Below are 23,153 nucleotides of genomic sequence, written 5' to 3'. Positions count from 1 at the left end.
CTGCGAGGCCCCGTGCCCGTGACGTCCGACGAGAACCGCGCCGCACTCGCGCAGACACTCGGCCGCTATCGCGAGCGGGCGGCGGTCCCGTGCCTTCGCGGCCACTTCGCCCGCGTGTGGGTCCATCGCCTGCCGGCCGCCCCGGCCGGCAGGCCCATCCTCGTCGTGCCGGACGGCTGCGTCGATCTTCAGTGGTTCGAAGGCACGCTGCGGATCGCGGGCCCCGACCGCGGCCCGCAGCGCGAGATGCCTCGCCCGGGCTCGACGGTGGTAGGCCTGCGCTTCCGTGCGGGGGCGGCCGCCTCCTGGCTCGGCGTGCCGGCCTGCGAGCTCGTCGACCGGCGGGTGCCGCTGGAGGCGTTCTGGGGCGCGCAGGCGCGACGCATCGCCGAGGCCGCCGGCGAGACGCGCGGCCTGCCGGCGCTCGTCGAGGCGATCGAGACGGCACTCGCCCCGCGGGCGGCGGCGACCGGGCCGGCCGACCCGCGGATGAGGGCGGCGTTCGGCCTGCTGCGGACCGGCGCCCCGACGGGCGGCCAGACCGTCCGCTGGCTGGCCGGGGAGCTCGGCACCGCCGAGCGCACGTTGCGCCGGCGCTTCCACGAGGCCTTCGGCTTCGGGCCGAAGACGCTGGACGGCATCCTGAGATTCCAGCGCTTCCTGCGGCTCGCCCGCGCCGGCACGGGCACGCTCGCGGCACTCGCCGCCGATGCCGGCTATGCCGACCAGGCCCATCTCGCCCGCGAGTGCCGGCGCTTCGCCACCGCGACGCCAAGTGAGGTCGCGGCCGCCCTCGCCGGCGAGGAGGACGTGGCCGTTCCGTTCAAGACGCCGGCACCGGATCGGCCCAGCATGCGGCCCGACCAGAAGCCCGACCAGAAGGAGGAACCATGACGACGCTGGAATCGCGGACCATCACCGTCCGCATCGATCGCGACCGGGACGCGGTCTACGCCTTCGCGAGCCGGCCGGAGACCTTCGCGCTGTGGGCCTCGGGCCTGGGCGCCGGGCTTCGCCGGGAGGGCGACGCCTGGGCCGCCGAGGGACCCGAGGGGCCGATCACGATCCGCTTCAGCGAGCCGAACGGCTTCGGCGTGCTCGATCACGTCGTGACCACGCCGGCCGGCACCGAAGTCCGAGTGCCGCTGCGCGTCGTCGCAAACGGCACCGGCGCCGAGGTGGCGCTGACGCTGTTCCGTCAGCCCGGGATGAGCGACGCGGTCTTCGCGCGCGATGCGGACTGGGTGGTCCAGGACCTCGGCGCGCTGAAGGCGCTGCTGGAGGCGCCGGGCGGGGCGTCGACGGCGCCCGCCTCGTACCGGGACAGCCGCATCGACTACGTCGAGCTGGCGGTGGCGGACCTCGCGCGCTCGAAGGCGTTCTACGGCGCCGCCTTCGGCTGGACCTTCACCGACTACGGCCCGACCTATGTCGAGTTCGCGGACGGCCGGCTGAAGGGCGGCTTCACGACCGAGGGCATGCCGGCGCCGGGCGGGCCGCTGGTCATCCTCTATGCCGACGATCTCGAGGACGCGCTCGCCCGCGTCCAGGCGGCAGGCGGGCGGATCGTGCGACCGATCTTCGGCTTCCCCGGCGGGCGCCGCTTCCACTTCGCCGACCCCGACGGCTACGAGCTGGCGGTGTGGTCACGGGGGTGATCGGCCCGGCTCGGGCGCGGATCGGGAACGAGGTCCGGGAAGAACGTCGACCCGCCCAGCCAGCGGCCGGACACCCGGCGCAAAGCCGGTCACCACAGGCGAAAGTGGAACCATCACTATTTCGATTTCAGGCACTTACCCGGGGCCAATCTTCCTGACACCTTGATGCGAAGCCCCGATAGAGAGTTCGAGATGACGCAGAAACGGTTCGCCGGCCCGGAGATCGCCGCCGGCGCCGCTCCCCTGGCCGCGGCGTCGGCCGGACCCGGGGGCCTGCTCGCCCAGATGCTCGCCTGCTCGTTCCTGTGGGCGAGTTCCTTCCTGCTGATGAAGGTGATCGGGACCGACCTGTCGCCGCTGGCGCTGACCGCGGCACGCGGCGCCATGGGGGGCGGCCTGCTAGCGCTGTGGGTGCTGGCGCGCGGCGGGATCGCATGGCCGCGCGGGCGCGAGTGGCGCGACTGGATCGTCCTCGGCGTCGCCCAGGGCATCGTCCCCAATACGCTGACGGCCTATGCCCTGACCGAGATCACGGCCGGCCTCACCTCGCTGATCCAGGCTTCGGCCCCCCTGATGGTGGCGGTGCTGGCCCACGCGCTGTTCGCGGACGAGCGCCTGGACGGCAGGCGTGCGGCGGGCGTGCTGATCGGGTTCGCCGGCATGGCGGTCCTCGTCGGGCCTGCCGCCTTCGGCGGTGCCGGCAGCCTTCCCGGCACGCTGGCCATGGTCGCGACCGCGGTCAGCTACGCGATCGGCAATGTCTATGTGCGCAGCATTCCCGACCCGCGGCCTCTGCGCCTCGCCTTCGGCCAGCAGGTCTTCTCCGGCGTGCCGACCCTGGTCCTGGTGCTGGCGCTCGGCGGTCCCGCCGCCTTCGCGGCCGTGCCGCAGCACGCGGCGGCGCTGGCGGCCCTCGGCCTGTTCGCGACGGCGCTGCCGATCGTCCTGTACATGAACGTTCTGCGCCTCGCCGGCCCGACCGTGGGTTCGATGAACGGCTACCTCGTTCCGATCTGGACGATCCTGCTGGGCTTCGGCCTGCTGGGCGAGGCGGTCGGACTGCGCGAGATCGCGGGCGGCCTCGTCGTCCTCGCGGGCGTGGCCGTCGCCTCGCGGGCGCGCCGGCCGGCCGGCTGAGGCGCCTCAGGGCGCCGGCGCCACCAGCACGTCCCAAGCCTGCAGGGCGCAGTCGACGATCGCCTGCAGCGCCTCGCCGGAGGCGCCGTCGCGCGCCTGGATCGACAGCCCCTCGAGCACGGTCGTGTAGAAGGCGGCGAGGCGCGCCGTGTCGGTGCCCGGCGGGACGTCGCCCTCCGCGATCCCCCGGTCGAGCCGCCGGCGCAGCGCCTCCTGCCCGGCCCTGCGGTTCTCCGCCAGGCGCTCGCGCACGGCCCGGTTCTCCGGCGTGCCGAGGATCGCCGACAGAACGACCATGCAGCCCGGCGGCTTGTCGGACGCCGAATAGGCCTGGGCGTTCTCCCGCAGCATCGCCTCTACCGCGGCGCGCGCGGTCGGCCCGTCGCGCAGCGCGCGCTCGCCCGCGTTGCCCTCGACCGCGTCGTAGAGGGCGATCGCCTCCAGGAACAGTTCTTCCTTGCAGCCGAAGGCGGCGTAGAGGCTGGGCTTGTTGATGCCCATCACCTCGGTCAGGTCGCCGATCGAGGTTCCCTCGTAGCCGCGCGACCAGAACACCGTCATCGCCCGGCGCAGCGCCTGCGCGCGGTCGAACGCCCGCGGGCGCCCCCTCTCCGCCATCGCCGCCTTCCTTTCTGTACCTAGCAGTAAATAAATCGCTTGACCGCCGCTGGCAAGTCCCCTACCGATTCAGTACCGACAGGTACATAATTGGAGCTGAAAGATGGGGACCTTGGAGGGCAAGGCGGCGCTCGTGACCGGCGGCAGCCGGGGGATCGGCGCCGCGATCGTGAAGCGGCTGGCCCGGGACGGCGCGGACGTAGCCTTCACCTATGCGAGCCGGGCCGACGCTGCCGCGGCCGTGACGGCGGAGGTGGAGGCGCTCGGCCGGCGCTGCCTGGCGATCCGGGCCGACAGCGCGGACGCCGACGCGGTCGCCGGGGCGGTCGGGCAGGCGGTGCGCGCGTTCGGCCGGCTCGACGTCCTGGTCAACAATGCCGGGATCTTCCCCTACGGCCCGCCTGAGGAGGTTACCGTCGAGGAGATCGACCGGACGCTGGCGATCCACGTCCGCTCGGCCTTCGTCGCGGCGCAGGCGGCGCTGGCGCATATGGGCCAGGGCGGGCGCATCGTCTCGATCGGCTCGTGCCTCGCCCACCGCGTGCCCTATCCGGGAGTGGCGCTGTACGCCGCCAGCAAGGCGGCGCTGGTCGGGCTGACCAAGGGCCTCGCGCGCGACCTCGGCCCGCGCGGCATCACCGTCAACCTCGTCGATCCCGGCTCGACCGACACCGACATGAACCCCGCCGACGGCGAGGCGGCCGACGGCGAGCGCGCTTTCTCGGCCCTGGGGCGCTATGGCGAGCCGGACGACGTCGCGGCGATGGTCGCCCATCTCGCCGGCGAAGGCGGGCGGACCGTGACCGGCGCCGCGGTCGCGGTCGACGGCGGGTTCTGTGCCTGAGATGGGCTGGGTCCTCCTTGTCGCGGCGGGGCTGCTGGAGATCGTCTGGGCGACCGCGCTCAAGCACGCCGACGGCTTCGCCCGCCCGGTGCCGAGCGCGGTCGGGATCGCCACGGCGGCGGCGAGCTTCTACCTCCTGGCACTCGCGCTGAAGAGCCTACCGGTCGGCACCGCCTATGCGGCCTGGGTCGGGATCGGCACCGCCGGGGTCGCCGTCGCCGGCATCGTGGCGTTCGGGGAGCCCGCCTCCCCGGCCCGGCTGGGCTGCCTCGCCCTGATCCTGGCCGGGGTCGCCGGCCTCAAGCTGGTCGAGGGCTGAGCCGGCCGGTTCAGCCCACGCGCAGCAGGTCGCGCTCCAGCGACAGGCGGACCTGCCGCGCGGCGTCGGCGGGGTCCCATCCGCGGTCGGCGACGAGGTGGCACCAGCCGTCGAGATGGGTGCGGTGCCAGATCCAGTCCGCCGCCCGCTCGGCGGTCCAGCCCGGCGCCAGCAGCCCCGCGGCCGCCAGCCGCCCGGCGAGCGCCGTCGTCAGCCGGCGCAGCAGCGCCATCCGGTCCTCCCACGCGACCCGCGCCTCGGGATCGGTCAGCGACGCCGCCGACAGCATCTGCGCGACCGGCTGGATGCGCGGGATATGCGCGAACCACGCCTCGACATAGGTGCCGAGCGCGCCGGGAACGGGGTCCTTCAAAGCCGCGCGGGCGATCGCGCCGGTCGGGCTGGTGCGGTCGCGGTGCTGGACCGCGGCGAGCAGCAGGTTCGCGCGGTTGCCGAAATGCAGGTACACGGCCTGCCGCGACACGCCGGCCGCCTGCGCGATGTCGGCGATGCGGACCTGGAGGTCCCGGCTCTCCTCCATCAGCTTCCACGTCGCTTCCACGATCCGCTCCCGCGTATCCGGCGGTTCGTTCCGGGTCTTGCCGGCCATGTGCGATCTCCCACTTGACACGTGTAAAGTTCTAGCTCACTTGACACGTGTCAAGCAATACGGAAGGAGACCACGACATGGCACGACGCATCCTCATCGCCGGCGGCACCGGGCTGACCGGCACCCAGGTCGCCCGGCAGCTCAGGGCGACCGACGCCGGCGTCGAGATCGTCCTGGCCGCGCGGACGCCCGAGCGCGGCGAGGCGCTGGCGCGCGAGCTCGGCAACGCGCACACCGCCCGCCTCGACCTGACGGACGGCACCGGCCTGGACGCCGTCGCCGGCGCCGACCTGGTGGTCGCAGCACTCTACGACCCGGCCGGCGCGCTGCTGCACGCCGCGCTCGCCGCCGGCGCCGGCCATATCGGCATCACGACCAAGGCCGAGGACGTCGCCCCGGCCGCCTTCGCGGCGCTGGGCGGGGCGCCGTCGCGCCCGATCGTGCTGCTCGGCCACAGCATGGCCGGGGTCGCGACGATGGTCGCCCTCCGGGCGGCGCGGCGCTTCCGCCGGATCTCGAAGGTCGAGGTGACGGCCCTGTTCGACCCGCGCGACCCCGTCGGCCCGATGACCGGCGGCGACGCCGAGGGGCTGATCGCCCGCGCGCTGCTGCGCCGCGATGGCGCGTGGTCCTGGGTGCACGGCGTTGCCAGCGGCCGGGCGGTCGTGCTCGCCGACGGCAGCGAGCTGCCCGCCTACCCGACCGGCCTGCTCGACGTGCCGAGCCTGGCCGCGATCACCGGCGCGCCCGACGTGCGGGTGGACATCGCGGCCGGCGACTCGCTCGGGACCCGCGGCGGCGACGCGCCGTCGAGCGACGTGCTGATCGATCTCGAAGGCGTCCTGGAAACCGGCGAACCCGGCCGGCGGCGGACCATCCTGTCCGACCCGAAGGGTCTGATGCACCTGACGGCGCTCGGCGTCGCGACGGCGGCGGAGCGCGTGCTCGGCCTCGACGGCCGGCCGCCGGCCGCGGGCGGGCTGTACCTGCCGGAAACGCTGCTGGACGCGGACGCGGCCATCGCCCGGTTCGAGCGGACCGGCGTGCGCATCCTCGCCGAGGGAGCGGCGTGATGGCTGGCAGCCTGCTCGTGACGCTGGCCGCACTCGGCTCGGGCCTGGTGGCGGGCGTCTTCTTCGCCTTCTCGACCTTCGTGATGAAGGCCCTCGGCCGGCTGCCGCCGGCCGAGGGGATATCGGCGATGCAGTCGATCAACGTCGTCGTGATCAACCCGTGGTTCATGGTGCCGTTCCTCGGCACCGCGGCCGCCGGGGTCGCGCTGGCCGCCTGGGCGCTGCTGCGCTGGGGAGAGCCCGGGGCCGCCTTCATGCTCGCGGGCGGCGTCCTCTACGTCGCCGGCACGTTCGGGGTGACGATCGCGCTCAACGTGCCCTGGAACGACGCGCTGGCCGCCGTCCAGCCCGCGAGCGCCGAGGGGGCCCGCGTATGGGCGGCCTATCTCGAGCGCTGGACCCTGTGGAACCACTTGCGCACGGCCTGCGCGCTCGCTGCCGCGGCCTGCCTGCTGAGGGCGCTGTGAGGGTCCCGCAAAAACTTAAGCAAACGCTGAAGTTTCTCCTTGCCTCGTGGGTTCGGGGCCGATACTTAAGCATATGCCTGACCAATCAGACCCACTCGACGTCGTCTTCCAGGCCCTCGCCGATCCGTCGCGGCGCGCGATGGTCGAGCGGCTGTGCCGCGGGCCGGCTTCGGTCGGCGAGCTGGCCGGGCCGCTCGCGATGTCGCTGCCGGCGGTGATGCAGCATCTGCGGATGCTGGAGGCCAGCGGGCTGGTGCGGTCGGAGAAGGTCGGGCGCGTGCGCACCTGCCGGATGGACCCCGACGCCATGCGCCTCGCCGAGCGGTGGTTCCGGGAGCGGCGCATGTTCTGGGAGCGCCGCCTGGACCGGCTGGGCGAGTACCTGGACCAGACACACGAAGACCCCGAGGAGAAGAATCCATGACCGACCGCATCGTGGTGCACGGCACCGTCACGCTCGACCGCTTCTACCGCGCCACGCCGGCCCGGGTCTTCGCGGCCTGGTCCGACCCGAAGGCCCTGCTGCGCTGGGGCTCCCCCGGCGAGGGGTGGCACGTCGCGTATGAGCGCTTCGACTTCCAGGTCGGCGGGGGAGACCGCTGCCGGTTCGGCCCCGAGGGCGGCGAGACCTACGTGACCGAGAACCGCTACGAGGACATCGTGCAGGACACGCGCATCGTCTCCTCCAGCGTCATGACCGCCGGCGGCAGGCGGTCGTTCATCGGCCTCGTGACCGTGGACCTGCGGCCGGAGCGCGGGGGCTGCCGGCTCGTCTTCACCGAGCAGGGGGCCTATCTCGATGGCCTCGACCGGCCCGAGGGCCACGAGGCCGGCTGGACCGAGATGCTCGACAAGCTGACGCTCGAGGTCGAGCCCGCCGGCGGCGGCGCCTGAGCGGGAGGGCAGAGCCATGAAGTTCTACCACGCACCCGGCGCCTGCAGCCTGGCCGCGCACATCCTGCTGCACGAAGCGGGCCTGGCCTACGAGCCGATCCGGGTCGACATCCCGACCCGGCGCACCGAGGCCGGCGACAACTTCGCCGCGGTCAATCCCAAGGGCTACGTCCCGGCGCTGGCCTTCGAGGACGGCCGGGTCCTGACCGAGAACGTCGCCATCCTGGACTGGCTGTCCCGGCAGGCGCCGGAGCTGGCGCCGCGCGACGAGGCCGGGCGCACCCGGCTGATCGAAATGCTCGCCTTCCTGTCGACCGAGCTGCACAAGCCGTTCATCCGCCTGTTCTTCCCGGCCGGCGACGCGGAGCGGGACCAGATGGCCGAGGCGGTGGCCGGCCGCTTCGACTGGCTGGCCGGGCGCATCGAGGGCGGCTACCTGCTCGACGGCAGGTTCGGCGCCGCCGACGCCTTCCTCTACGTGATGTCGAGATGGGCGGGCACGCTCGGCGTGCCGCTCCCCGGGCCGGTCGCCGCTCACGCGGCACTGGTCGAGGGACGCCCGTCCGTGCAGGCCGCGTTGCGGAGCGAAGGGCTGTCCTGATCCCCGGCCCGCGACCTCGCGGCGCGGAGCGCCGTGAGGATGGCGAGGGCCGGCGCCGGCGCGAACAGGGCGCACAGCCACAAGGCGGCGGACGACGCCCCGGCCGGACCACCCGGCGCGGCGATGCCGGCGAGGTTCGCCGTCATCCCGGCGGCCGCCGCGCCGAACGCGGTCGCGAACAGCTGGACCGTGGTGACCGCCGCCGCGGCGAGGCCGCGTTCGGACGCGGGCGCGGCCCGGAACACCCCGGTCACGAGATGCGGCCAGGCGAGCCCGATGCCGAATCCGACCGCGACCAGCCCGGCGCAGACCGGGGCGAGCACCGCCCAGTCGCCGCCGCCCCGGACCGGCAGGAAGCAGGCCAGCAGGACGAGCCCCGCGAGCCCGCAGGCAGGGCCGGCGACGACGGCGCGGCGCGCCGCGGCACCGTCGCACCGGGCGCCGGCCATGGAGCCGAGCGTCCAGCCGATCGCCATCAGCGCCGCCAGATAGCCCGCGGCCAGCGGCGGCTGCCCGTGCAGGAGCTGGAGCAGGTAGGGCACGAAGATCTCCGGCTGCATGCCCATCACCAGCAGCGCCGCCGTCGCGTAGAGCGCGCCGAGCGGCGCCCCGGCGGAGAACGCGCCCGAGGGAAGCAGGCGGGTGCGCGAGCGCCGCTCGACCGCGATCAGCAGCCCGACCGCGGCGAGCGCTCCGGCGATGCCGCCGGCGTTCCATGCGAACTCGCGGCCGATGCTGCCGACCGACAGCGCCAGCACGGCGCCGGCCAGCAGCAGGAGCTGCGGCACCGGCAGCGCCGCCGCCTCCCCGCTTTCGCCTTCGCCCGTGCCGCGCCGGGGCAGCACCGCGAGCGCGAGTGCCGCGAAGCCGGCGGCGACGGGGACCAGCGACCAGAACGCGGCGCGCCATTCCCCCAGCTCCGCGAAGACGCCGCCGAGTGCCGGGCCGACCAGCGTGGCGACGCCCCAGGTCGCCGAGATCAGGCCGATCGCCCGCGACCACAGCGCTTCCGGCAGGACCAGGCGGATCACGCCGTAGGCGAGCGCGTAGAGCAGGCCGCCGCCGAAACCCTGGACGAAGCGGCCGAGGAGGAGTGCCGCCATGCTCGGCGCCGCCGCGCAGGCGAGGGTGCCGACGGCGAACACCAGGGTGGCGGCGACGTAGGCGCCGCGAGCACCCGCCCGATCGAGCAGCCGCGCCGACAGCGCGGAGCCCAGGATCGAGGCGACGACGAACAGCGTCGTGCTCCAGGCGTACCAGTCGAGCCCGCCGATATCGGCGACGGCGGAGGGCATGATGGTGATGGCGACGTAGATGTTGAGGGCGTGGAGGGCGACGCCGCCGGCGAGCGCCAGCGAGTGGACGGCGGTGCGTCCGGTGAAGAGGGCGCGCCACCCGGGCACGGGTGGGGCGTTGCCGGCTTCGGGCATGTCGATACCTCGGGGAAGGGCAGGAAGGGGGTGCGGCTTAGTGGATCGCGCCGGCGCCGAGCGCGGCGAGCTTGTCGGGGTTGCGCATCACGAAGACGTCGCTGACCAGGCCGGCCTCGTCATAGGCGAAGGACAGGGCGGCGACCGTGGCGCCGTCCTTGCGCAGCAGGATGCCTCGGCCGCCGTTGATGTCGGCGCGCAGCCACTCGTACCCGGCCCACCATTCGCGCAGGCGGTCCGCGACCAGGGCGAGAACCGTGGCCTTGCCTTGCAGGACGTCGAGGACCGTCGGCACCTTGCCGCCGCCGTCGGCGCTGAAGCGGACCTCCTCCGACAGCAGGGCGGCCAGCCGGGCGGTCGTCCCGCCGGCCACCGCCGCCTGGAAGGCGGAGAGCAGCTCCTCCTGCCGGTCGACCGGCGTGGCATGCCGGACCTTGGCCTGCTCGACATGGGCCTTGGCGCGCGACACCAGCTTGCGGCAGGCGGGCTCCTGCATCTCCAGTGTCCGCGCCACCTCGGCATAGGGGACGTCGAAGATCTCGTGCAGGAGATAGGCCGCCCGCTCCTTCGGCGTCAGGCGCTCCAGCATCAGCAGGAACGCGGTGGTCAGCGACGAGGCGAGGTCGAGCCGGCGCTCGGCCTCGTTCTCGACCGCGGTGTGCACCGGTTCGGGCAGCCAAGCGCCGACGTAATCGACGCGGCTGCGATGCGCGGAGCGCAGCAGGTCGAGGCAGCGCCGGGTGCAGGCCGCGGTCAGCCAGGCGGCCGGGTTCTCGACCGCGGCGCGGTCGGCCGTGCGCCATTTGAGGAAGGTGTCCTGCACCGCGTCCTCGGCGTCGGCGCGCGAGCCGAGGATGCGGTATGCGAGGCCCAGGAGGGTCGGGCGGACCTCCTCGAATACCCTGTCGTCGCGCTCGTCCACGTCAGTGCCTCGACACGTTGATGCGGTTCCAGAGATTGATCATCGCGACCGTGGCGGTCAGGGCGCCGATCTCTCCCTCGGAGAAATGTTCGCGCAGCCGGGCGCGCAGGCCGCCGAGATCGGTCCTGGGGTCGAGCCCGGTCAGCGCCTCGGTCCAGGCCAGCGCGGCCTTCTCGCGCTCGCTGAAGTCCGACACCTGGTCCCAGACGACGATGCGGTCGAGACGCTCGCTCGTCTCGCCGTCCTCACGGGCCTCTCGGATGTGCATCTTGATGCAGAAGGCGCAGCGGTTGATCTGCGAGGCGCGCAGCTGCACGAGGTGATGGACCGTGCGGTCCAGGCCATGGACGTCGATCGCTTCGTGGACCGCGGCCATCGCCTTCATGTCGGGGATCTCCTGCTCGTAGCGTACGGGCTTGGTGCTCATCGGTGGTCTCCGTCGGGGTTCGTTGCCTTTCACCTCCGACGATCGGATGCCGCGGCCTGTGACGCGGCCCGGACATTTTCCCCGGCCATGGCCCCATACGCGGGCTTCATACGATAGTGGCCCCATGCAGTCGCACGATTGTGGCACTTCCCCGATGCCGCGTCCGCACCCAACCTGCCGACGCGCGCATGCCGCGCCCGGCGGGGGGAGCATGATCGACCTTTACTTCTCGGCGACGCCGAACGGCCTGAAGATGAAGCTGTTCATGGAGGAGGCGGGGCTGCCCTACCGGGTCGTCCCGATCAGCCTGTCGCGGGGCGAGCAGCACGAGCCGGGCTTCCTCGCGATCTCGCCGAACGGGCGCATTCCGGCACTCGTCGACGACGCGCCCGGGGACGGCCGCGGCCCGCTGCCGCTGTTCGAGTCCGGCGCGATGCTGCTCTATCTCGCGCGCAGGACCGGGCGCTTCCTGCCCGCGGACCTGCGCGGCGAGACGGAGGTGCTGCAGTGGCTGTTCTGGCAGGTCGGCGGCCTCGGGCCGATGGCCGGCCAGAACGGCCATTTCGCCGTCCACGCGCCGGAGACGCTGCCCTACGCGATCGACCGCTACCGGCGCGAGACGGCGCGGCTCTACGGCGTGCTCGACCGCCGGCTCGCCGGCCGGGCCTACATCGCCGGCGACTATTCGATCGCCGACATGGCGACGTATCCCTGGATCGTGCCGCACGCCGCGCACGGGCAGGACCTCGACGACGTCCCGAACGTGAAGCGCTGGTTCGAGGCGATCGCCGCCCGTCCGGCAACCATCCGCGCCTATGAAGGCGTGGAGGACGTCTATGCCGGTGCCCAGCCCCTGTCCCGGGACGAGCGGCGCAGCCTGTTCGGCGGCACGCCCTAGGCGGGCAGCACCGCGGTCGCCTCGATCTCGAACAGCATGCCGTCGAGGGCCAGGCGGGGGACCGGGATCAGCGTGCAGGCCGGCTTGGCGCCGCTGCCGAAGGCGCGCTCGAGCTCGGCGCCGAAGACGTGCAGCCGCTCCTCGTCGTGGCCGACCACGAGCACGGTGAGCTTGGCGACGTCGCCCGGCCCGGCGCCGGCCGCCGCCAGCGCGGTGCGCAGGTTGTCCATGGCCTGGCGGACCTGGAGGCGGAAATCCGCCGGCAGCTCGCCCTTCCCGTTCTCGCCGCCCTGGCCGGCGACGAAGACCAGCCGCGCCCCCGGCGCCACCGCGGCGACGTGGGAATAGCCATTGGCCGAAGCGTCGTAGAGCCCGGCGGGGTTGGTGAAGGCGAGCAGCGGCGCGCAGCCGGTACTGGTGTCGTGCATGGGTTCTCTCCGTCCGTCTCGTTGCGGGTCGGTTCCATGACGATCGGGCGGGGTGGTTCGTGACGTCGGGAGGATCGACACCCGCTCGTCCGGAGCCCGGCTAGAACCTTTCGACCCAGGGCCGGAACTCGACCTCCCAGGTCCAGGCGCTGCGGTCCTGGCGCAGCACATGCAGGTAGCTGCGCGCGATGGCATCGGGATCGAGCATGGAATCGGGGGCGTCGGCAGGCTCCGGCCGCCGTGCGCTCCGGATCGCCCCGTCGATGACGAAATGGGCGACGTGGATGCCGAGCGGCGCCAATTCGCGCGCAATGCTCTGGGCGAGTCCGCGCAGGGCGAACTTGCCCATCGCGAACGGGGCGGAGCCGGGATAGCCCTTCACGCTCGCCGAGGCGCCGGTGAACAGGATCGCGCCGTTGCCCCGGGGCAGCATGCGCCGCGCGGCGGCCTGCGCGACCAGGAAACCGCCATGGGCGGTCACCGCCAGCACCCGCTCAACCCCGGCCGGATCGAGTTCGACGAGGGGACCGCGCAGGCGCGCGCTCGGATTGTAGACGACGACGTCGGGCGGGGTGCCGAAATGGCGCTCGGCCTCCGCGAAAAGAGCCTCGACCTGGGAGGGATCGGACGCGTCGCATGCGAACGCCGCGGCATCGGTCTCCTTCGCGAGGTCCCGCAGCTTTTCGGCGTTGCGGGCGGCGAGCGCGACGCGCATGCCGCCCTCGCCGGTCAGGATGCGGACGAGCGACGCGCTCAGCCCCTCGCCCGCCCCGACGATCAGGGCCGTCTCGTAGGTCGGGACCATCGCCGTGCTCCTCGGTCTACAGCCATTCTGCACCGGGGCATGGTTGCCGTCCAAGGGCGACGGGCGACCCGACGCCGGGTCGGCACGAAACCTGGATGTCCGGGAGGAGACTGGAGCGGGCGAAGGGATTCGAACCCTCGACCCCAACCTTGGCAAGGTTGTGCTCTACCCCTGAGCTACGCCCGCCCTGAGCGTTCGACAGTCGTCGCCGGAATTCCTGAAACTGGAGCGGGCGAAGGGATTCGAACCCTCGACCCCAACCTTGGCAAGGTTGTGCTCTACCCCTGAGCTACGCCCGCATCCGGCGGCCGGTCCGGGTATGACCGGCGGTGAGCGCGGACTATACGGATTGCCGGACAGAAAGCAAGGGCGAAAGCGGGCGGGATTTGTCGCATCGCGATCGGCGCGCTATAACGGCTCCCGCCATGACCGACACCCTCGAAACACAGCCCCTGGACCGGGCTCCGGCGACGCCGGAGGACCTGTTCGCCTTCCTCGACGCGCACGGCATCCGCACCACGACCGTGTCGCATCCGCCGCTGTTCACGGTCGAGGACAGCAAGGCGCTGCGCGGCGAGCTGCCGGGCGGCCACTGCAAGAACCTGTTCCTGAAGGACAAGAAGAACCGGCTCTGGCTGGTGGTCGCGCTGGAGGACACCGCCGTCGACCTCAAGACGCTCGACCGCCGCATCGGCTCGGCCCGGCTGTCCTTCGGCAGGCCCGAGCTGCTGTGGGAGACGCTGGGCGTGAGGCCGGGCGCCGTCACCCCGTTCTCGGTCCTGAACGACCGCGAGCACCTGGTCACGGTCGTGCTGGAACGCGCGATGACCGCGCACGAGCTCTTGAACTACCATCCGCTGATCAACGACCGCACGACCGCGATCCGCAGCGCCGACCTGCTGCGCTTCCTGCGGGCGACGGGACACGAGCCGGAGATCGTCGATCTGGGTCCGCCTTCCGGAAGCTGAAGGCTCCCGGGGGTGCCGCTTGCAAAACGAACGCCCGAACTCATGTAACACGCAGCCCGAGAATAGGACGCCATCATGCAGCCCATCTTCAGCCCGCCCGCCGGCACCCCGACCGATGCCGACCTGGTCAAGGACAGCAGCGACCGCGCGTTCATGACCGACGTCGTCGAGGCGTCGCGCACCGTCCCCGTCGTCGTCGACTTCTGGGCGCCCTGGTGCGGCCCGTGCAAGCAGCTGGGCCCGGTGCTGGAGAAGACCGTCAAGGCGGCACGCGGCAAGGTGCGGCTGGTCAAGATCAACATCGACGACAACCCGCAGATCGCGGGCCAGCTCCGCGTCCAGTCGATCCCGGCCGTCTTCGCCTTCTTCCAGGGCCGCCCGATCGACGGCTTCATGGGCGCGCAGCCGGAATCCCAGATCAAGCAGTGGATCGAGCGGCTGGCCAAGGCGGCGGGCGAGGGCGGGGACGACGGCATCGAGGAGGCGCTGGCCGCCGCCAAGGAGGCCCTGGAGGCCGGCGACCCCGACACCGCGGGCGCCATCTACAGCCAGATCGTCCAGGCCGACCCGACCTCGGGTGCGGCCTATGCGGGCCTGGCGCGCGTCTTCATGGCCAAGGGCGAGGCCGACCAGGCCCAGGCCCTGCTCGACCAGCTCCCGCCCGAGCTCGCAGCCGACAAGGACGTCGCGGCCGTGCGCACCGCGCTCGAGCTGCACCGCCAGACCGCCGATCTCGGCCCGGTGGGCGAGCTGAACGAGCGCCTCGCCCGCGATCCCGACGACCATCAGGCCCGCTACGACCTCGCCATGGCCCAGTATGCGGCCGGCCAGCACGAGGAGGCGGTAAAGGGGCTGCTGGAGATCGTCCGGCGCGACCGGGAATGGAACGAGCAGGCCGCCCGCAAGCAGCTCGTGAAGTTCTTCGAGGCCTTCGGGCCGACCGACAGGCTGACCGTCCTGGCCAGACGGAAACTGTCGTCCATATTGTTCTCATGAGCCAGAACCCATTCGACCCCGCCTTCGACGACCTGCCCGCCACGCTGCCGATCTTCCCGCTCGCCGGCGTGCTGCTGCTGCCGCGCGTCCGGTTGCCGCTGAACGTGTTCGAGCCGCGCTACCTCGCGATGACCGAGGACGCGCTCGCCGCCGGCAACCGGATGATCGGCATGATCCAGCCGGCCGACCCCGGGGACCGCGGCCACGAGCCTGCGGTCTATCGGACCGGCTGCGCCGGCCGGATCACCTCCTTCGCCGAGACCGAGGACGGCCGCTTCCTGATCACCCTGACGGGATCGTGCCGCTTCGCGGTCGCGGACGAGATCGCGACGACGCGCGGCTACCGCCGCGTCGTGCCGGCCTGGACCGCGTTCGCCGGCGACCTCGCCGAGCCCGTCGGCGCGAAGATCGACCGGCAGCGCCTGCTGGACGGCCTGCGCCCCTATTTCCGCCAGCATGGCCTGACCGCGAGCTGGGACACGGTGGAGAGCACCCCCGACGAGCGGCTGGTCAACTCGCTCGCGATGATCTGCCCGTTCTCGCCGTCCGAGAAGCAGGCGCTGCTCGAGGCGTCGGCGCTGGAAGAACGCGCGCGGCTGATGACGGCGATGATCGAGATGGCCGTCCTCGACCACACCGACGGCGACACCGCCGCCCGCCATTAGGCCAACCACCCCATCGAGGAGAAGCGAGACGTGACTGAAAAGCCGGCAACCCAGCCCAGGGTCGACCCCAAGCTGCTGGAGATCCTGGTCTGCCCCCTCACCAAGGGGCCGCTGCGCTACGACGCCGACCGCCAGGAACTGGTGAGCGAGCGCGCCGGCATCGCCTATCCGATCCGCGACGGCATCCCGATCATGCTCGTCGACGAGGCGCGCCAGATCGACGGGCAGAAGGCATCGGCCCGCCCATGACCGGGGACCGCTTCTCCACGCGGCACTGGCCGGTCGAGATCCGGCTGGAGACGGCCGAGAAGCGGCTCAGGATCGATTTCGACGACGGCAGGAGCTTCGGCTACCCGGCCGAGTTCCTGCGCGTCGAGAGCCCGTCCGCGGAGGTCCAGGGCCACGGCCCCGGCCAGAAGCAGGTCGTCGCCGGCCGCCGCCACGTCGGCATCCTGGGCGTCGAGCCGGTCGGGAACTACGCCATCCGCATCCGCTTCGACGATCTGCACGACACCGGCATCTTCTCCTGGTCCTATCTCTACGAGCTGGGCGAGCGCCAGGAGGAGCTGTGGGCGCGCTACCTGGCCGAGCTGGACGCCCGCGGCCTGTCCCGGGACCCGCCGCGCCGGGGCTGAGCCGGAACCGCCGCCTGCGCCGGGGCTCCCCCGGCCGGAACGGCGGCGCAGGCTTTCCGGTACTCCGTCGGCGCCATGCCGGAGAACGCGCGGAAGGCGTGGATGAAGGAGCTCGTGCTCAGGAACCCGGCCGCCAGCCCCACCTCGGTCACGGGCTCGCCTGTCGAGGACAGCAGGTCGGCGGCCTTGATCATGCGGGCGCGGCGGCGGTAGTCCCGCCACGTCATGTGCAGCTCCGAGGAGAACCGCCGCGCCAGCGTCCGCGGAGACAGGATCGCCGCGGACGCGACCTCCTGCAGCCCGACGTCCTGGTCGAGCGTGGCCAGCGTATAGTCGGCGGCGCGCCGCAGCGCCTCGGAAACGGCCCGCGGCATCCAGGTGTCGGTCGGGGTGCACGCGAGTTCGGCGACGACCGCCGCGAGCGCGGGAAAGAACACGTCCGCGGTCCGGTCGTGCCCCTGCCGGCCGCCATCCCAGCGCATCGCATGGCCCGTCATCTCCCGGGCGAGGTCGGACATCGCGAACACCCGCGCTCCGGCCGGCGGCCGTTCGAAGTCCCGGTCGGAGAACAGCACCGAGGAGGACGTCGCCGGCCCCGAGGACCAGATGCGCACGGCGGTTCCCGCCCGCACCAGGGCCGCCCTGTGCGGCGGCAACAGCCACTGCCGGTCCTCCGCCTCCAGGTTGAAGGCTCCCGCCGAGGCGTACAGGAGGTAATGCGCGTCGAAACTGCGCCATCGCGTGTCGAACGGCCGTTCGAACGTCTTGTGGAAGGCATGGGACAGCGTCGGGTCGCCGCTCACTCGTTCGCCCTTTCGGCCGCGCCGGCCCGGGCTTCGGCGGTATGCGGCGCCGCTTCGATCTGCCTCAGGAACGCCGCCGTGTCAAACAGCGCCCAATGCTCCGCGATCAGGCCGCCCTCGATCCGGAACGTCCGGTATTGCCGCGCGTCGATGCGGTTGCCCGAGGCGGGGATCGCGCGGAACGGCCCGAGATGGGTGCCCCTGACGCGCAGCTCGCAGACGACCCTGTCGTCCTGCGCCGTGGTCCGCTCGATCGTCCACGCGGCGTCCGGGACCGCGGCCAGCAGCGTGCGCACCGTCGCCGCGTGCCCCTCCCGGGTGCGGGGCTCGTACGCGTTCTCGACGAACCCGGCCGTCACGAAGTCGGTGATCCGCTCCACCCGGCCCTGCTGCCAGACCTGCTCGATGAAGCGTCGGACCAGATCGGTGTTCTCGTGCAAGGCTGCAGTGTCCATGGGTCTCTCCGGCTGAAGGGGCGATGGCGGAAAGCTAGCCCTTTGCCGCGGGCGATGCTTGCGCCGGGGTGACGAAGAATTGTCGCGATCGGCCAAATGCGCCCAGGCATTGCCGGAACCACGCGGAGAACGTTGCAATTCCATGAAAATGCGAGCGAGTGCCATTTGAAAAATTGCCGCGGAACGGCGCCTCGGGCATAGTCGCGCGGAGAAGGGCCGGCGGCCCGCACCACACGAAGCGCCAGGGAGAACCACCCCATGACCGACAACGCCGAACGGGATTCGAGCCGCGCCACGCAGATCGCCGCGAAGCGGTTCACGCGCCGTACGCTGCTGAAGAGCGCGGCCGCCGCCGGTACGCTCGCTGCGGTCGGGCCTTGGTACGTCAAGAACGCGCGCGCCTCCTCGGGCGAGCTGCGCATCTTCGCCTGGGCCGGATATTTCAACGATGCCGTGCTGGCCGGCTTCGAGGAAGCGACGGGGATCAAGCCGATCTACGTACCCTTCGCGACCAACGACGAGCAGCTCAACCAGCTCCGCGCGTCCGGCGGCTCCGGCTTCGACGTCATCATGCCAACCGTCGACCGCGTGCCGAACTACGTCGAGCAGGGCTTCGTCCAGCCGCTCGACGAGTCCAAGGTCGAGATGGACCGCATGATCGCTTCCGCGATCAAGGGCTCGGCCGAGAACGGCGGGGTCGTGGACGGCGAGCGCTACTTCGCCCCGACCCATTGGGGCACCGAGGCGCTGTGCTTCGACCGCCAGGCCGCCCCGCTGACCTATGGCGCCAGCCTCGGCGACCTGTGGAAGCCCGAATACGCGAACCGAGTCACCGTGCGCGGCCATTCGGGCCTCGCCGGCATCGGCCGCTGGATGGAAGCGCAGGGCAAGCTGCCCCATCCCTTCGTGGAGGGCTTCAAGGACGAGGCCAAGATGCGCGCGATCTGGGACGAGATCCTGAAGGTCGCGGTCGCCAACAAGCCCTCGGTCGGGCAGTTCTGGAACTCGGCCAACGAGGCCCTCGGCGCTTTCCAGGCCAATGGCTGCGTGATCGGCCAGAACTGGGACGAGACCGCGGTGGCGCTGCAGAAACAGGGGCTCGACATCGGCTACCTCGCCCCGATCGAAGGCGCGTTCGCCTGGATGGAGGGCTATTCCATCCTCAAGGACGCGAAGAACGTCGACCAGGCTTATGCCTGGATCAACTACTTCCTGCGGCCCGAGGTGGGCGCCGCCTTCGCCGCCTCCAAGGGCACCAACTCGGTCGCCGTCGGCGCCGCGGAGCACCTGCCCGAGGAGGCGCGCCGCTTCTTCAACGAGGCCTTCCCGCAGGATGCCGTCGAGAAGCTGTGGTGGTGGCCCGTCCAGGAGACCTGGTACGTCTCCCTGCGCAACGAGTACACCGACCGCTATCTCGCGGCCTGAGGCACCCGGGGCCCGTACGGGCCCCGGACGTCGACATGAGCCAAGACGTGGAGTTGGACCGGGTCACCATGCGCTTCGGCGAGGTGACCGCGGTCCGGGACGTGAGCCTGACGATCCGGGCCGGGGAGTTCTTCAGCTTCCTCGGCCCGTCCGGCTGCGGCAAGACGACGATCCTGCGCCTGATCTCGGGCTTCATGGAGCCGAGCGGGGGCGCCGTGCGCATCGGCGGCCGCGACATGCGCGGCATCGGCCCGAACCGGCGGCCGACCGCGCTGATCTTCCAGAACCTGGCGCTGTTCCCGCTGATGACCGTCGCCGAGAACATCGGCTTCGGCCTGGAGGTCCGCGGCATCGGCGCGGCGGAGCGGCGCCGGCGCGTGGACGCGCTGCTGGACCTGGTGGCGCTGCCCGAGGCGGGGCGGAAGAAGGTCTCCGAGCTGTCCGGCGGCCAGCGCCAGCGCATCGCGATCGCCCGCGCGCTCGCGGTCGAGCCGTCGGTGCTGCTGCTGGACGAGCCGCTGTCGGCCCTCGATCTCAAGCTGCGGCAGCACATGCGCGCGGAGTTGCGCGCGATCCAGCGCCGTACCGGCGTCACCTTCATCTACATCACCCACGACCAGGGCGAGGCGCTGACGATGTCCGACCGGATCGGGGTGATGTCCGGCGGCGTGCTGGAGCAGGTCGGCGACGCCCGCAGCCTGTACGACGCGCCGGAGACCGCCTTCGTCGCCAGCTTCGTCGGCGAGAACAACCGCTTCCCCGGTACCGTGGCGCAGCTGGACGGCGGCATGGCGGCGCTCGATACGCCGTTCGGCCGGCTGGTCGGACGCAATCCCCGCGGCGTCAGGCAGGGCGAGCGCGCGATCCTGTTCGTACGCCCGGAACGCTTGGCGCCCGCCGGCAACCCTCCCGCCGGTGCCCCTCCCGCCGGCAACGTCGTCGAGAGCCGGGTCACCCACCAGGATTTCGAAGGCGCCTTCGTCAACACCTTCCTGGAAGGCACCGGCTCCGGCCCGATCGTGGTCCAGACCCCCCATACCGGCGCGCCGCCGCCGGTCCCGGCCGACGGCCCCGCCCGCCTGCGCTTCGAGGCCGCCGACGCGATCGTGCTCCCGGCCGGCGGTCTCGCCGACGAGCGGGGCTAGGCGATGGGCGAGGTCGTCCGCCGGTACGGGCCCTGGCTCAGCGCGCTGATCGTCGGGCTGGTCGGCTTCTGGATCGTCGTGCTGGTCGTGCTGCCGCAGCTGATGATGGTGGACTTCTCCTTCCGCCCGATGCTGCCGCCGGCCGAACTGGGCGGACCCCAGGACGTCTACACGCTGCGCAACTACGAGACCCTGTGGGCCAACACGATCCACCGCAGCATCTTCTTCCAGACGATCTGGGCGAGCGCGCTGGTGACCGCATGCACGCTCGCGGTCTGCTACCCGATCGCCTATTTCATGGCCCAGGTGGCCGACCGGAAGACCCTGCCGCTGCTGGTGCTGCTGCTGATCATCCCGTTCTGGATCAACGAGCTGCTGCGCACCTTCGCCTGGTACGTCGTGCTCGCCTTCAACGGGCCGCTGAACTGGCTGCTGCTGTCCCTCGGCCTGATCGACGCGCCGGAGCGCTGGCTCGGCACGCCGGGCGCGGTCATCCTCGGCATGGTCTACGTCTACATCCTGTTCATGGTGTTCCCGATCTACAACGCGATGGAATCGCTCGACCGCAACCAGGTCGAGGCGGCGCGCGACCTGGGCGCCTCTTGGACGCGGATCCACCGGCGCGTCGTGATCCCGCACGCCAAGCCCGGCATCGCGGTCGGCTGCATCATGACCTTCATGCTCGCCGCCGGCTCCTACGCCGTGCCGTCGATCCTGGGCGGCCCGAACAGCCGCTGGTTCACCGAGATCATCTACAACTGGTTCTTCGAGGGCGGGAACTGGAACCAGGGGGCGGCCTACGCCTTCATCCTGCTGATCCTGTGCGTCGGCTTCATCCTGCTGATGATGCGGCTGTTCAAGGTCGGCCTGACCGACGTCGCGAAGTGAGGCGGACATGACGGCCGACCGCTTCCGCACCACCCTCGTCGGCGCCTATCTGGCGCTGTTCTTCATCTACCTGTTCCTGCCCCTCGTCGTGATGGGGGTCGCCACCTTCAACACCAGCCGCTTCCCGACCGTGACGCCCTGGATGGGCTTCACCACCCAGTGGTTCGCGGCCCTGTTCGCCGACGGCCAGCTATGGCGGGCGCTGTGGACCAGCCTCGCGATCGGCGCCGGGGTGGTGGCGCTGGCGGTGCCGATCGGGCTGTCGGCGGCGCTGCTGCTGTGGCGCCTGCACAGCCGCGCGCGCACGCTGGTCTATGCGGTGATGGTGTCGCCGCTGCTGACCCCCGGCGTCATCATCGGCATCTCGACCCTGGTGTTCTGGGACCGCTGGATCGGCGTCGGCGGCGGGCTGGTCCTGACCGTCCTCGCCCAGTCGAGCTTCATCGCGGCCTATGCGATGCTGTTGTTCATGGCCCGCCTCCAGCGCTTCGACCCGGCGCAGGAGGAGGCGGCCCTCGATCTCGGGGCCTCCCATTTCCAGGTGTTCCGCCGCATCACCCTGCCCTACCTGATGCCGGCCGTGCTGTCGGCGGCCTTCATCGCCTTCCTGCAGAGCTTCGAGAACTACAACACCACGATCTTCGTGCGCGGGCTGGAGACGCCGCTGACCGTCTACATCGCCTCCAAGGTCCGCACCGGCCTCACCCCCGCGATCAACGCGCTGTCGCTGATCCTGATCGCCGTCACGGTCGCCGGCGCCGTCGTCTACGAGATCATGCGCCGCCGCGAGGCGCGGCGCGCGGCGGCGGCCGCGGGCTGAGGCCCGTGCCGACGCCCGCCGATACCGTAGCCGGCCCCATGGCCGAGCTCGTCGCCGGCAGCCTCGCCGATCCCGGCGCGACCTGGAGCCTCGGCACCTTCGGCGCCATCGCGGAGTTCCTGCGCGACCCGGCCGAGCCGGCCGAGATCGACCTCGCCGGCCGGTTCTCTGTGGCGACCGCGCGGGGCGCCATCCGCATCGCCTCGCTCGCGGGCGTGCGCGCGGTCGCCTGGGAGCAGCCGACCTCCGGCATCGACGGCTGGTCCCACGCCGTCGCCTTCTGCCTGCCGGCCGGGACGGCGAAGGCCGTCGCCGCCGAACTCGGCCCCGATCGCGGGGCTGTGGCCGAGGCCGACCGCGACAAGATCCTGTTCGACCTCGGCCTCGGCGCCCATGGCGCACAGGTCTGCGCGCGCGCCGCCGACCACGGGGAGGCGGTGGCCTTGCGGCGCGCACTCGCCCGCGGCGGCGACGCGCTGGCGGCGGCCGTCGCCGAACTCCGCCCCGTGTCCGTGTTCCGCTGCCGCTTCGCCCGGATAGAGGTCCGGCAGGCGGCACCGGATGGCCCGCACATCCATGTCCTGCCCTCGATCCTGAAGCTCGGCCGCTCCCACGCCGCGACCGCGCCGGTCCCCGCCGGCTGGGCCCCGCTGCTGCACCTGCACCCACCCCATCCGCAGCGCGACGCGCTGGGGCGCGGGACGCCGTTCGCGCGCCGGCACTTCGACGCCTTCGCCGCGGTGCTGGACCGGTTCGGCGACCCGGCCCTGCTCGCGGTCAAGGGCAGGGTGACCGACGCGGTCCGGCGCGGCCTCGGCCCCGAAGCGCACGCGCCACCGGACGGGCGCCATGCCCGGGCCGCGGTCCGGGTGGCGCTGCGCCAGATGCTGGCGACGGACGGCCGCGGCCCCGTCCTCGACGCCTGGCGCGCGGCCTTCGACCGCTCGTCCCTGCGCGCAGGCTGATCAGCCCGCCCGCCGGACGCGCGGCGCACGCAGGCCCACCTGCACGGCGAGGCCGAACGCGAGAACGGCCGGCACGGCGCCGGCAAGGCCGACATTCGCGATCCCCCAGCGCTCGACCGCCCATCCGCCCAGCGCGGCGCCGCAGGCGATCCCCAGATTGCTGGCGGATATGTTGAGGGACATCGCGAAGGCCGGCGCCAGCGATCCCGCCAGCATGACGCGGACCTGGCACAGCACGAAGGCGGCGGCATGGGCCG

General features: G+C 72.2%; 31 protein-coding genes and 2 tRNA genes. 21 read left to right on the top strand and 12 right to left on the bottom strand.

What is annotated here, in order from left to right; all coding sequences use genetic code 11:
- Positions 1 to 12: 12 nt before the first annotated feature.
- The 3 genes from VGO20_RS20810 (at position 13) to VGO20_RS20800 (ending at position 2,795) form a co-directional block, all read left to right on the top strand.
- Positions 13 to 894 (top strand): helix-turn-helix domain-containing protein, encoded by an 882-nt coding sequence (locus tag VGO20_RS20810; RefSeq protein WP_327504297.1) that lies wholly within the window; start codon positions 13 to 15, stop codon positions 892 to 894.
- Positions 891 to 1,658, top strand: coding sequence for a VOC family protein (locus VGO20_RS20805; RefSeq protein ID WP_327504296.1), 768 nt, complete (start codon positions 891 to 893; stop codon positions 1,656 to 1,658). Before VGO20_RS20810 ends, VGO20_RS20805 begins: the two co-directional genes overlap by 4 nt.
- Positions 1,659 to 1,850: 192 nt before the next feature.
- Positions 1,851 to 2,795, top strand: coding sequence for a DMT family transporter (locus VGO20_RS20800; protein WP_327504295.1), 945 nt, complete (start codon positions 1,851 to 1,853; stop codon positions 2,793 to 2,795).
- A gap of 6 nt (positions 2,796 to 2,801) precedes the next feature.
- Here the strand turns inward: VGO20_RS20800 and VGO20_RS20795 are convergent, their stop codons facing one another.
- Positions 2,802 to 3,413 carry a TetR/AcrR family transcriptional regulator gene (locus VGO20_RS20795; protein ID WP_327504294.1) on the bottom strand — a complete coding sequence of 204 codons (612 nt, stop codon included), beginning with the start codon at positions 3,411 to 3,413 and terminating at the stop codon, positions 2,802 to 2,804.
- Between the two features lie 103 nt (positions 3,414 to 3,516).
- Here VGO20_RS20795 and VGO20_RS20790 point away from each other — a divergent pair, with 103 nt between their 5' ends.
- Together VGO20_RS20790 and VGO20_RS20785 are read left to right on the top strand one after the other, a co-directional pair.
- Complete coding sequence (locus tag VGO20_RS20790; RefSeq protein ID WP_414639869.1) at positions 3,517 to 4,257, top strand: SDR family NAD(P)-dependent oxidoreductase; 741 nt, start codon at positions 3,517 to 3,519, stop codon at positions 4,255 to 4,257.
- A 1-nt stretch (position 4,258) separates the two neighbouring features.
- The gene (locus VGO20_RS20785) at positions 4,259 to 4,576 is read left to right on the top strand and encodes a DMT family transporter (RefSeq protein ID WP_327504293.1); all 318 of its coding nucleotides are present in this window, start codon (positions 4,259 to 4,261) and stop codon (positions 4,574 to 4,576) included.
- 10 nt (positions 4,577 to 4,586) lie between these two features.
- On the opposite strand, the gene VGO20_RS20780 is transcribed toward VGO20_RS20785, so the two are convergent.
- Entirely contained in the window at positions 4,587 to 5,186 is a 600-nt protein-coding gene (locus tag VGO20_RS20780) for a TetR/AcrR family transcriptional regulator (protein WP_327504292.1), read from the bottom strand.
- A gap of 77 nt (positions 5,187 to 5,263) precedes the next feature.
- On the opposite strand from VGO20_RS20780, the gene VGO20_RS20775 reads away from it, so the two are divergent.
- From VGO20_RS20775 to VGO20_RS20755, 5 genes are all read left to right on the top strand, one after another.
- Complete coding sequence (locus VGO20_RS20775) at positions 5,264 to 6,259, top strand: SDR family oxidoreductase (protein ID WP_327504291.1); 996 nt, start codon at positions 5,264 to 5,266, stop codon at positions 6,257 to 6,259.
- Complete coding sequence (locus VGO20_RS20770; RefSeq protein ID WP_327504290.1) at positions 6,259 to 6,726, top strand: anthrone oxygenase family protein; 468 nt, start codon at positions 6,259 to 6,261, stop codon at positions 6,724 to 6,726. Before VGO20_RS20775 ends, VGO20_RS20770 begins: the two co-directional genes overlap by 1 nt.
- A 73-nt stretch (positions 6,727 to 6,799) precedes the next feature.
- Positions 6,800 to 7,150, top strand: coding sequence for an ArsR/SmtB family transcription factor (locus VGO20_RS20765; RefSeq protein ID WP_327504289.1), 351 nt, complete (start codon positions 6,800 to 6,802; stop codon positions 7,148 to 7,150).
- Positions 7,147 to 7,620, top strand: a complete 474-nt coding sequence (locus VGO20_RS20760) for an SRPBCC family protein (protein ID WP_327504288.1) — start codon at positions 7,147 to 7,149, stop codon at positions 7,618 to 7,620. Before VGO20_RS20765 ends, VGO20_RS20760 begins: the two co-directional genes overlap by 4 nt.
- Positions 7,621 to 7,636: 16 nt before the next feature.
- Positions 7,637 to 8,221, top strand: coding sequence for a glutathione S-transferase N-terminal domain-containing protein (locus VGO20_RS20755; RefSeq protein WP_327504287.1), 585 nt, complete (start codon positions 7,637 to 7,639; stop codon positions 8,219 to 8,221).
- Here VGO20_RS20755 and VGO20_RS20750 read toward each other — a convergent pair.
- Genes VGO20_RS20750 through VGO20_RS20740 form a run of 3 tightly spaced genes read right to left on the bottom strand, consistent with a single transcriptional unit; the run spans position 8,155 to position 11,000 of the window.
- Positions 8,155 to 9,651 carry an MFS transporter gene (locus VGO20_RS20750; protein WP_327504286.1) on the bottom strand — a complete coding sequence of 499 codons (1,497 nt, stop codon included), beginning with the start codon at positions 9,649 to 9,651 and terminating at the stop codon, positions 8,155 to 8,157. The genes VGO20_RS20755 and VGO20_RS20750 overlap by 67 nt on opposite strands.
- A 37-nt stretch (positions 9,652 to 9,688) precedes the next feature.
- The gene (gene sigJ, locus VGO20_RS20745) at positions 9,689 to 10,573 is read right to left on the bottom strand and encodes an RNA polymerase sigma factor SigJ (protein ID WP_327504285.1); all 885 of its coding nucleotides are present in this window, start codon (positions 10,571 to 10,573) and stop codon (positions 9,689 to 9,691) included.
- 1 nt (position 10,574) lies between these two features.
- Positions 10,575 to 11,000, bottom strand: a complete 426-nt coding sequence (locus VGO20_RS20740; protein ID WP_327504284.1) for a carboxymuconolactone decarboxylase family protein — start codon at positions 10,998 to 11,000, stop codon at positions 10,575 to 10,577.
- A 211-nt stretch (positions 11,001 to 11,211) separates the two neighbouring features.
- Here VGO20_RS20740 and VGO20_RS20735 point away from each other — a divergent pair, with 211 nt between their 5' ends.
- Positions 11,212 to 11,898, top strand: a complete 687-nt coding sequence (locus VGO20_RS20735) for a glutathione S-transferase N-terminal domain-containing protein (RefSeq protein ID WP_327504283.1) — start codon at positions 11,212 to 11,214, stop codon at positions 11,896 to 11,898.
- On the opposite strand, the gene VGO20_RS20730 is transcribed toward VGO20_RS20735, so the two are convergent.
- The 4 genes from VGO20_RS20730 to VGO20_RS20715 form a co-directional block, all read right to left on the bottom strand.
- Positions 11,895 to 12,326, bottom strand: coding sequence for a RidA family protein (locus VGO20_RS20730; RefSeq protein ID WP_327504282.1), 432 nt, complete (start codon positions 12,324 to 12,326; stop codon positions 11,895 to 11,897). The two genes, VGO20_RS20735 and VGO20_RS20730, sit on opposite strands and share 4 nt — an antisense overlap.
- 100 nt (positions 12,327 to 12,426) lie before the next feature.
- Positions 12,427 to 13,131, bottom strand: a complete 705-nt coding sequence (locus VGO20_RS20725; protein WP_327504281.1) for an SDR family NAD(P)-dependent oxidoreductase — start codon at positions 13,129 to 13,131, stop codon at positions 12,427 to 12,429.
- A gap of 111 nt (positions 13,132 to 13,242) precedes the next feature.
- Positions 13,243 to 13,317 (bottom strand) — tRNA-Gly (locus VGO20_RS20720).
- A gap of 38 nt (positions 13,318 to 13,355) precedes the next feature.
- A tRNA-Gly gene (locus tag VGO20_RS20715) sits at positions 13,356 to 13,430 on the bottom strand.
- A 126-nt stretch (positions 13,431 to 13,556) separates the two neighbouring features.
- Between VGO20_RS20715 and VGO20_RS20710 the strand changes: the two genes are divergently transcribed.
- From VGO20_RS20710 to VGO20_RS20690, 5 genes are all read left to right on the top strand, one after another.
- Positions 13,557 to 14,099 (top strand): prolyl-tRNA synthetase associated domain-containing protein, encoded by a 543-nt coding sequence (locus VGO20_RS20710; RefSeq protein WP_327504280.1) that lies wholly within the window; start codon positions 13,557 to 13,559, stop codon positions 14,097 to 14,099.
- Between the two features lie 75 nt (positions 14,100 to 14,174).
- A complete protein-coding gene (gene trxA / locus VGO20_RS20705; protein WP_327504279.1) occupies positions 14,175 to 15,095 on the top strand; it encodes a thioredoxin in 921 nt (306 codons plus the stop codon).
- Positions 15,092 to 15,760, top strand: a complete 669-nt coding sequence (locus VGO20_RS20700) for an LON peptidase substrate-binding domain-containing protein (protein WP_327504278.1) — start codon at positions 15,092 to 15,094, stop codon at positions 15,758 to 15,760. Before trxA ends, VGO20_RS20700 begins: the two co-directional genes overlap by 4 nt.
- 30 nt (positions 15,761 to 15,790) lie before the next feature.
- Positions 15,791 to 16,009, top strand: coding sequence for a Trm112 family protein (locus tag VGO20_RS20695; protein ID WP_327504277.1), 219 nt, complete (start codon positions 15,791 to 15,793; stop codon positions 16,007 to 16,009).
- Positions 16,006 to 16,395, top strand: coding sequence for a gamma-butyrobetaine hydroxylase family protein (locus tag VGO20_RS20690; protein ID WP_327504276.1), 390 nt, complete (start codon positions 16,006 to 16,008; stop codon positions 16,393 to 16,395). Before VGO20_RS20695 ends, VGO20_RS20690 begins: the two co-directional genes overlap by 4 nt.
- Here the strand turns inward: VGO20_RS20690 and VGO20_RS20685 are convergent.
- Together VGO20_RS20685 and VGO20_RS20680 are read right to left on the bottom strand one after the other, a co-directional pair.
- Positions 16,338 to 17,198: a helix-turn-helix transcriptional regulator gene (locus VGO20_RS20685; protein ID WP_327504275.1), complete on the bottom strand. Its 861-nt coding sequence runs from the start codon at positions 17,196 to 17,198 to the stop codon at positions 16,338 to 16,340. The genes VGO20_RS20690 and VGO20_RS20685 overlap by 58 nt on opposite strands.
- Entirely contained in the window at positions 17,195 to 17,653 is a 459-nt protein-coding gene (locus tag VGO20_RS20680; protein WP_327504274.1) for an ester cyclase, read from the bottom strand. The genes VGO20_RS20685 and VGO20_RS20680 overlap by 4 nt, the downstream gene beginning before the upstream one ends.
- Positions 17,654 to 17,911: 258 nt before the next feature.
- Between VGO20_RS20680 and VGO20_RS20675 the strand changes: the two genes are divergently transcribed.
- Genes VGO20_RS20675 through VGO20_RS20655 form a run of 5 tightly spaced genes read left to right on the top strand, consistent with a single transcriptional unit; the run spans position 17,912 to position 22,896 of the window.
- Positions 17,912 to 19,078, top strand: a complete 1,167-nt coding sequence (locus tag VGO20_RS20675) for an extracellular solute-binding protein (RefSeq protein ID WP_327504273.1) — start codon at positions 17,912 to 17,914, stop codon at positions 19,076 to 19,078.
- Between the two features lie 35 nt (positions 19,079 to 19,113).
- On the top strand, positions 19,114 to 20,223 hold the full coding sequence (locus tag VGO20_RS20670; protein ID WP_327504272.1) for an ABC transporter ATP-binding protein: 1,110 nt from the start codon (positions 19,114 to 19,116) through the stop codon (positions 20,221 to 20,223).
- Positions 20,224 to 20,226: 3 nt separating this feature from the next.
- Positions 20,227 to 21,111 (top strand): ABC transporter permease, encoded by an 885-nt coding sequence (locus VGO20_RS20665; RefSeq protein ID WP_327504271.1) that lies wholly within the window; start codon positions 20,227 to 20,229, stop codon positions 21,109 to 21,111.
- Positions 21,112 to 21,118: 7 nt separating this feature from the next.
- Entirely contained in the window at positions 21,119 to 21,931 is an 813-nt protein-coding gene (locus tag VGO20_RS20660) for an ABC transporter permease (RefSeq protein ID WP_327504270.1), read from the top strand.
- A gap of 38 nt (positions 21,932 to 21,969) precedes the next feature.
- Complete coding sequence (locus VGO20_RS20655; protein WP_327504269.1) at positions 21,970 to 22,896, top strand: DUF6925 family protein; 927 nt, start codon at positions 21,970 to 21,972, stop codon at positions 22,894 to 22,896.
- On the opposite strand, the gene VGO20_RS20650 is transcribed toward VGO20_RS20655, so the two are convergent.
- On the bottom strand, positions 22,897 to 23,153 hold a 257-nt coding region (locus VGO20_RS20650; protein ID WP_414639867.1), incomplete at its 5' end, for a hypothetical protein.

The sequence above is a fragment of the Arenibaculum sp. genome, assembly GCF_035998295.1.
Lineage (GTDB): Bacteria > Pseudomonadota > Alphaproteobacteria > Azospirillales > Azospirillaceae > DASYHS01.
The sequence above is the reverse complement of the archived record's forward strand: the minus strand, read 5'-3'. Positions and strand labels throughout refer to the sequence as shown.

Excerpts from the sequence above, each read along its gene's own strand:
- VGO20_RS20805 (WP_327504296.1), top strand. The coding sequence starts at position 891 with ATGACGACGCTGGAATCGCGGACCATCACCGTCCGCATCGATCGCGAC.
- VGO20_RS20800 (WP_327504295.1), top strand. The coding sequence starts at position 1,851 with ATGACGCAGAAACGGTTCGCCGGCCCGGAGATCGCCGCCGGCGCCGCT.
- VGO20_RS20795 (WP_327504294.1), bottom strand. The coding sequence starts at position 3,413 with ATGGCGGAGAGGGGGCGCCCGCGGGCGTTCGACCGCGCGCAGGCGCTG.
- VGO20_RS20790 (WP_414639869.1), top strand. The coding sequence starts at position 3,517 with ATGGGGACCTTGGAGGGCAAGGCGGCGCTCGTGACCGGCGGCAGCCGG.
- VGO20_RS20785 (WP_327504293.1), top strand. The coding sequence starts at position 4,259 with ATGGGCTGGGTCCTCCTTGTCGCGGCGGGGCTGCTGGAGATCGTCTGG.
- VGO20_RS20780 (WP_327504292.1), bottom strand. The coding sequence starts at position 5,186 with ATGGCCGGCAAGACCCGGAACGAACCGCCGGATACGCGGGAGCGGATC.
- VGO20_RS20775 (WP_327504291.1), top strand. The coding sequence starts at position 5,264 with ATGGCACGACGCATCCTCATCGCCGGCGGCACCGGGCTGACCGGCACC.
- VGO20_RS20770 (WP_327504290.1), top strand. The coding sequence starts at position 6,259 with ATGGCTGGCAGCCTGCTCGTGACGCTGGCCGCACTCGGCTCGGGCCTG.
- VGO20_RS20765 (WP_327504289.1), top strand. The coding sequence starts at position 6,800 with ATGCCTGACCAATCAGACCCACTCGACGTCGTCTTCCAGGCCCTCGCC.
- VGO20_RS20760 (WP_327504288.1), top strand. The coding sequence starts at position 7,147 with ATGACCGACCGCATCGTGGTGCACGGCACCGTCACGCTCGACCGCTTC.
- VGO20_RS20755 (WP_327504287.1), top strand. The coding sequence starts at position 7,637 with ATGAAGTTCTACCACGCACCCGGCGCCTGCAGCCTGGCCGCGCACATC.
- VGO20_RS20750 (WP_327504286.1), bottom strand. The coding sequence starts at position 9,651 with ATGCCCGAAGCCGGCAACGCCCCACCCGTGCCCGGGTGGCGCGCCCTC.
- VGO20_RS20740 (WP_327504284.1), bottom strand. The coding sequence starts at position 11,000 with ATGAGCACCAAGCCCGTACGCTACGAGCAGGAGATCCCCGACATGAAG.
- VGO20_RS20735 (WP_327504283.1), top strand. The coding sequence starts at position 11,212 with ATGATCGACCTTTACTTCTCGGCGACGCCGAACGGCCTGAAGATGAAG.
- VGO20_RS20730 (WP_327504282.1), bottom strand. The coding sequence starts at position 12,326 with ATGCACGACACCAGTACCGGCTGCGCGCCGCTGCTCGCCTTCACCAAC.
- VGO20_RS20725 (WP_327504281.1), bottom strand. The coding sequence starts at position 13,131 with ATGGTCCCGACCTACGAGACGGCCCTGATCGTCGGGGCGGGCGAGGGG.
- VGO20_RS20710 (WP_327504280.1), top strand. The coding sequence starts at position 13,557 with ATGACCGACACCCTCGAAACACAGCCCCTGGACCGGGCTCCGGCGACG.
- trxA (WP_327504279.1), top strand. The coding sequence starts at position 14,175 with ATGCAGCCCATCTTCAGCCCGCCCGCCGGCACCCCGACCGATGCCGAC.
- VGO20_RS20700 (WP_327504278.1), top strand. The coding sequence starts at position 15,092 with ATGAGCCAGAACCCATTCGACCCCGCCTTCGACGACCTGCCCGCCACG.
- VGO20_RS20690 (WP_327504276.1), top strand. The coding sequence starts at position 16,006 with ATGACCGGGGACCGCTTCTCCACGCGGCACTGGCCGGTCGAGATCCGG.
- VGO20_RS20680 (WP_327504274.1), bottom strand. The coding sequence starts at position 17,653 with ATGGACACTGCAGCCTTGCACGAGAACACCGATCTGGTCCGACGCTTC.
- VGO20_RS20675 (WP_327504273.1), top strand. The coding sequence starts at position 17,912 with ATGACCGACAACGCCGAACGGGATTCGAGCCGCGCCACGCAGATCGCC.
- VGO20_RS20670 (WP_327504272.1), top strand. The coding sequence starts at position 19,114 with ATGAGCCAAGACGTGGAGTTGGACCGGGTCACCATGCGCTTCGGCGAG.
- VGO20_RS20665 (WP_327504271.1), top strand. The coding sequence starts at position 20,227 with ATGGGCGAGGTCGTCCGCCGGTACGGGCCCTGGCTCAGCGCGCTGATC.
- VGO20_RS20660 (WP_327504270.1), top strand. The coding sequence starts at position 21,119 with ATGACGGCCGACCGCTTCCGCACCACCCTCGTCGGCGCCTATCTGGCG.
- VGO20_RS20655 (WP_327504269.1), top strand. The coding sequence starts at position 21,970 with ATGGCCGAGCTCGTCGCCGGCAGCCTCGCCGATCCCGGCGCGACCTGG.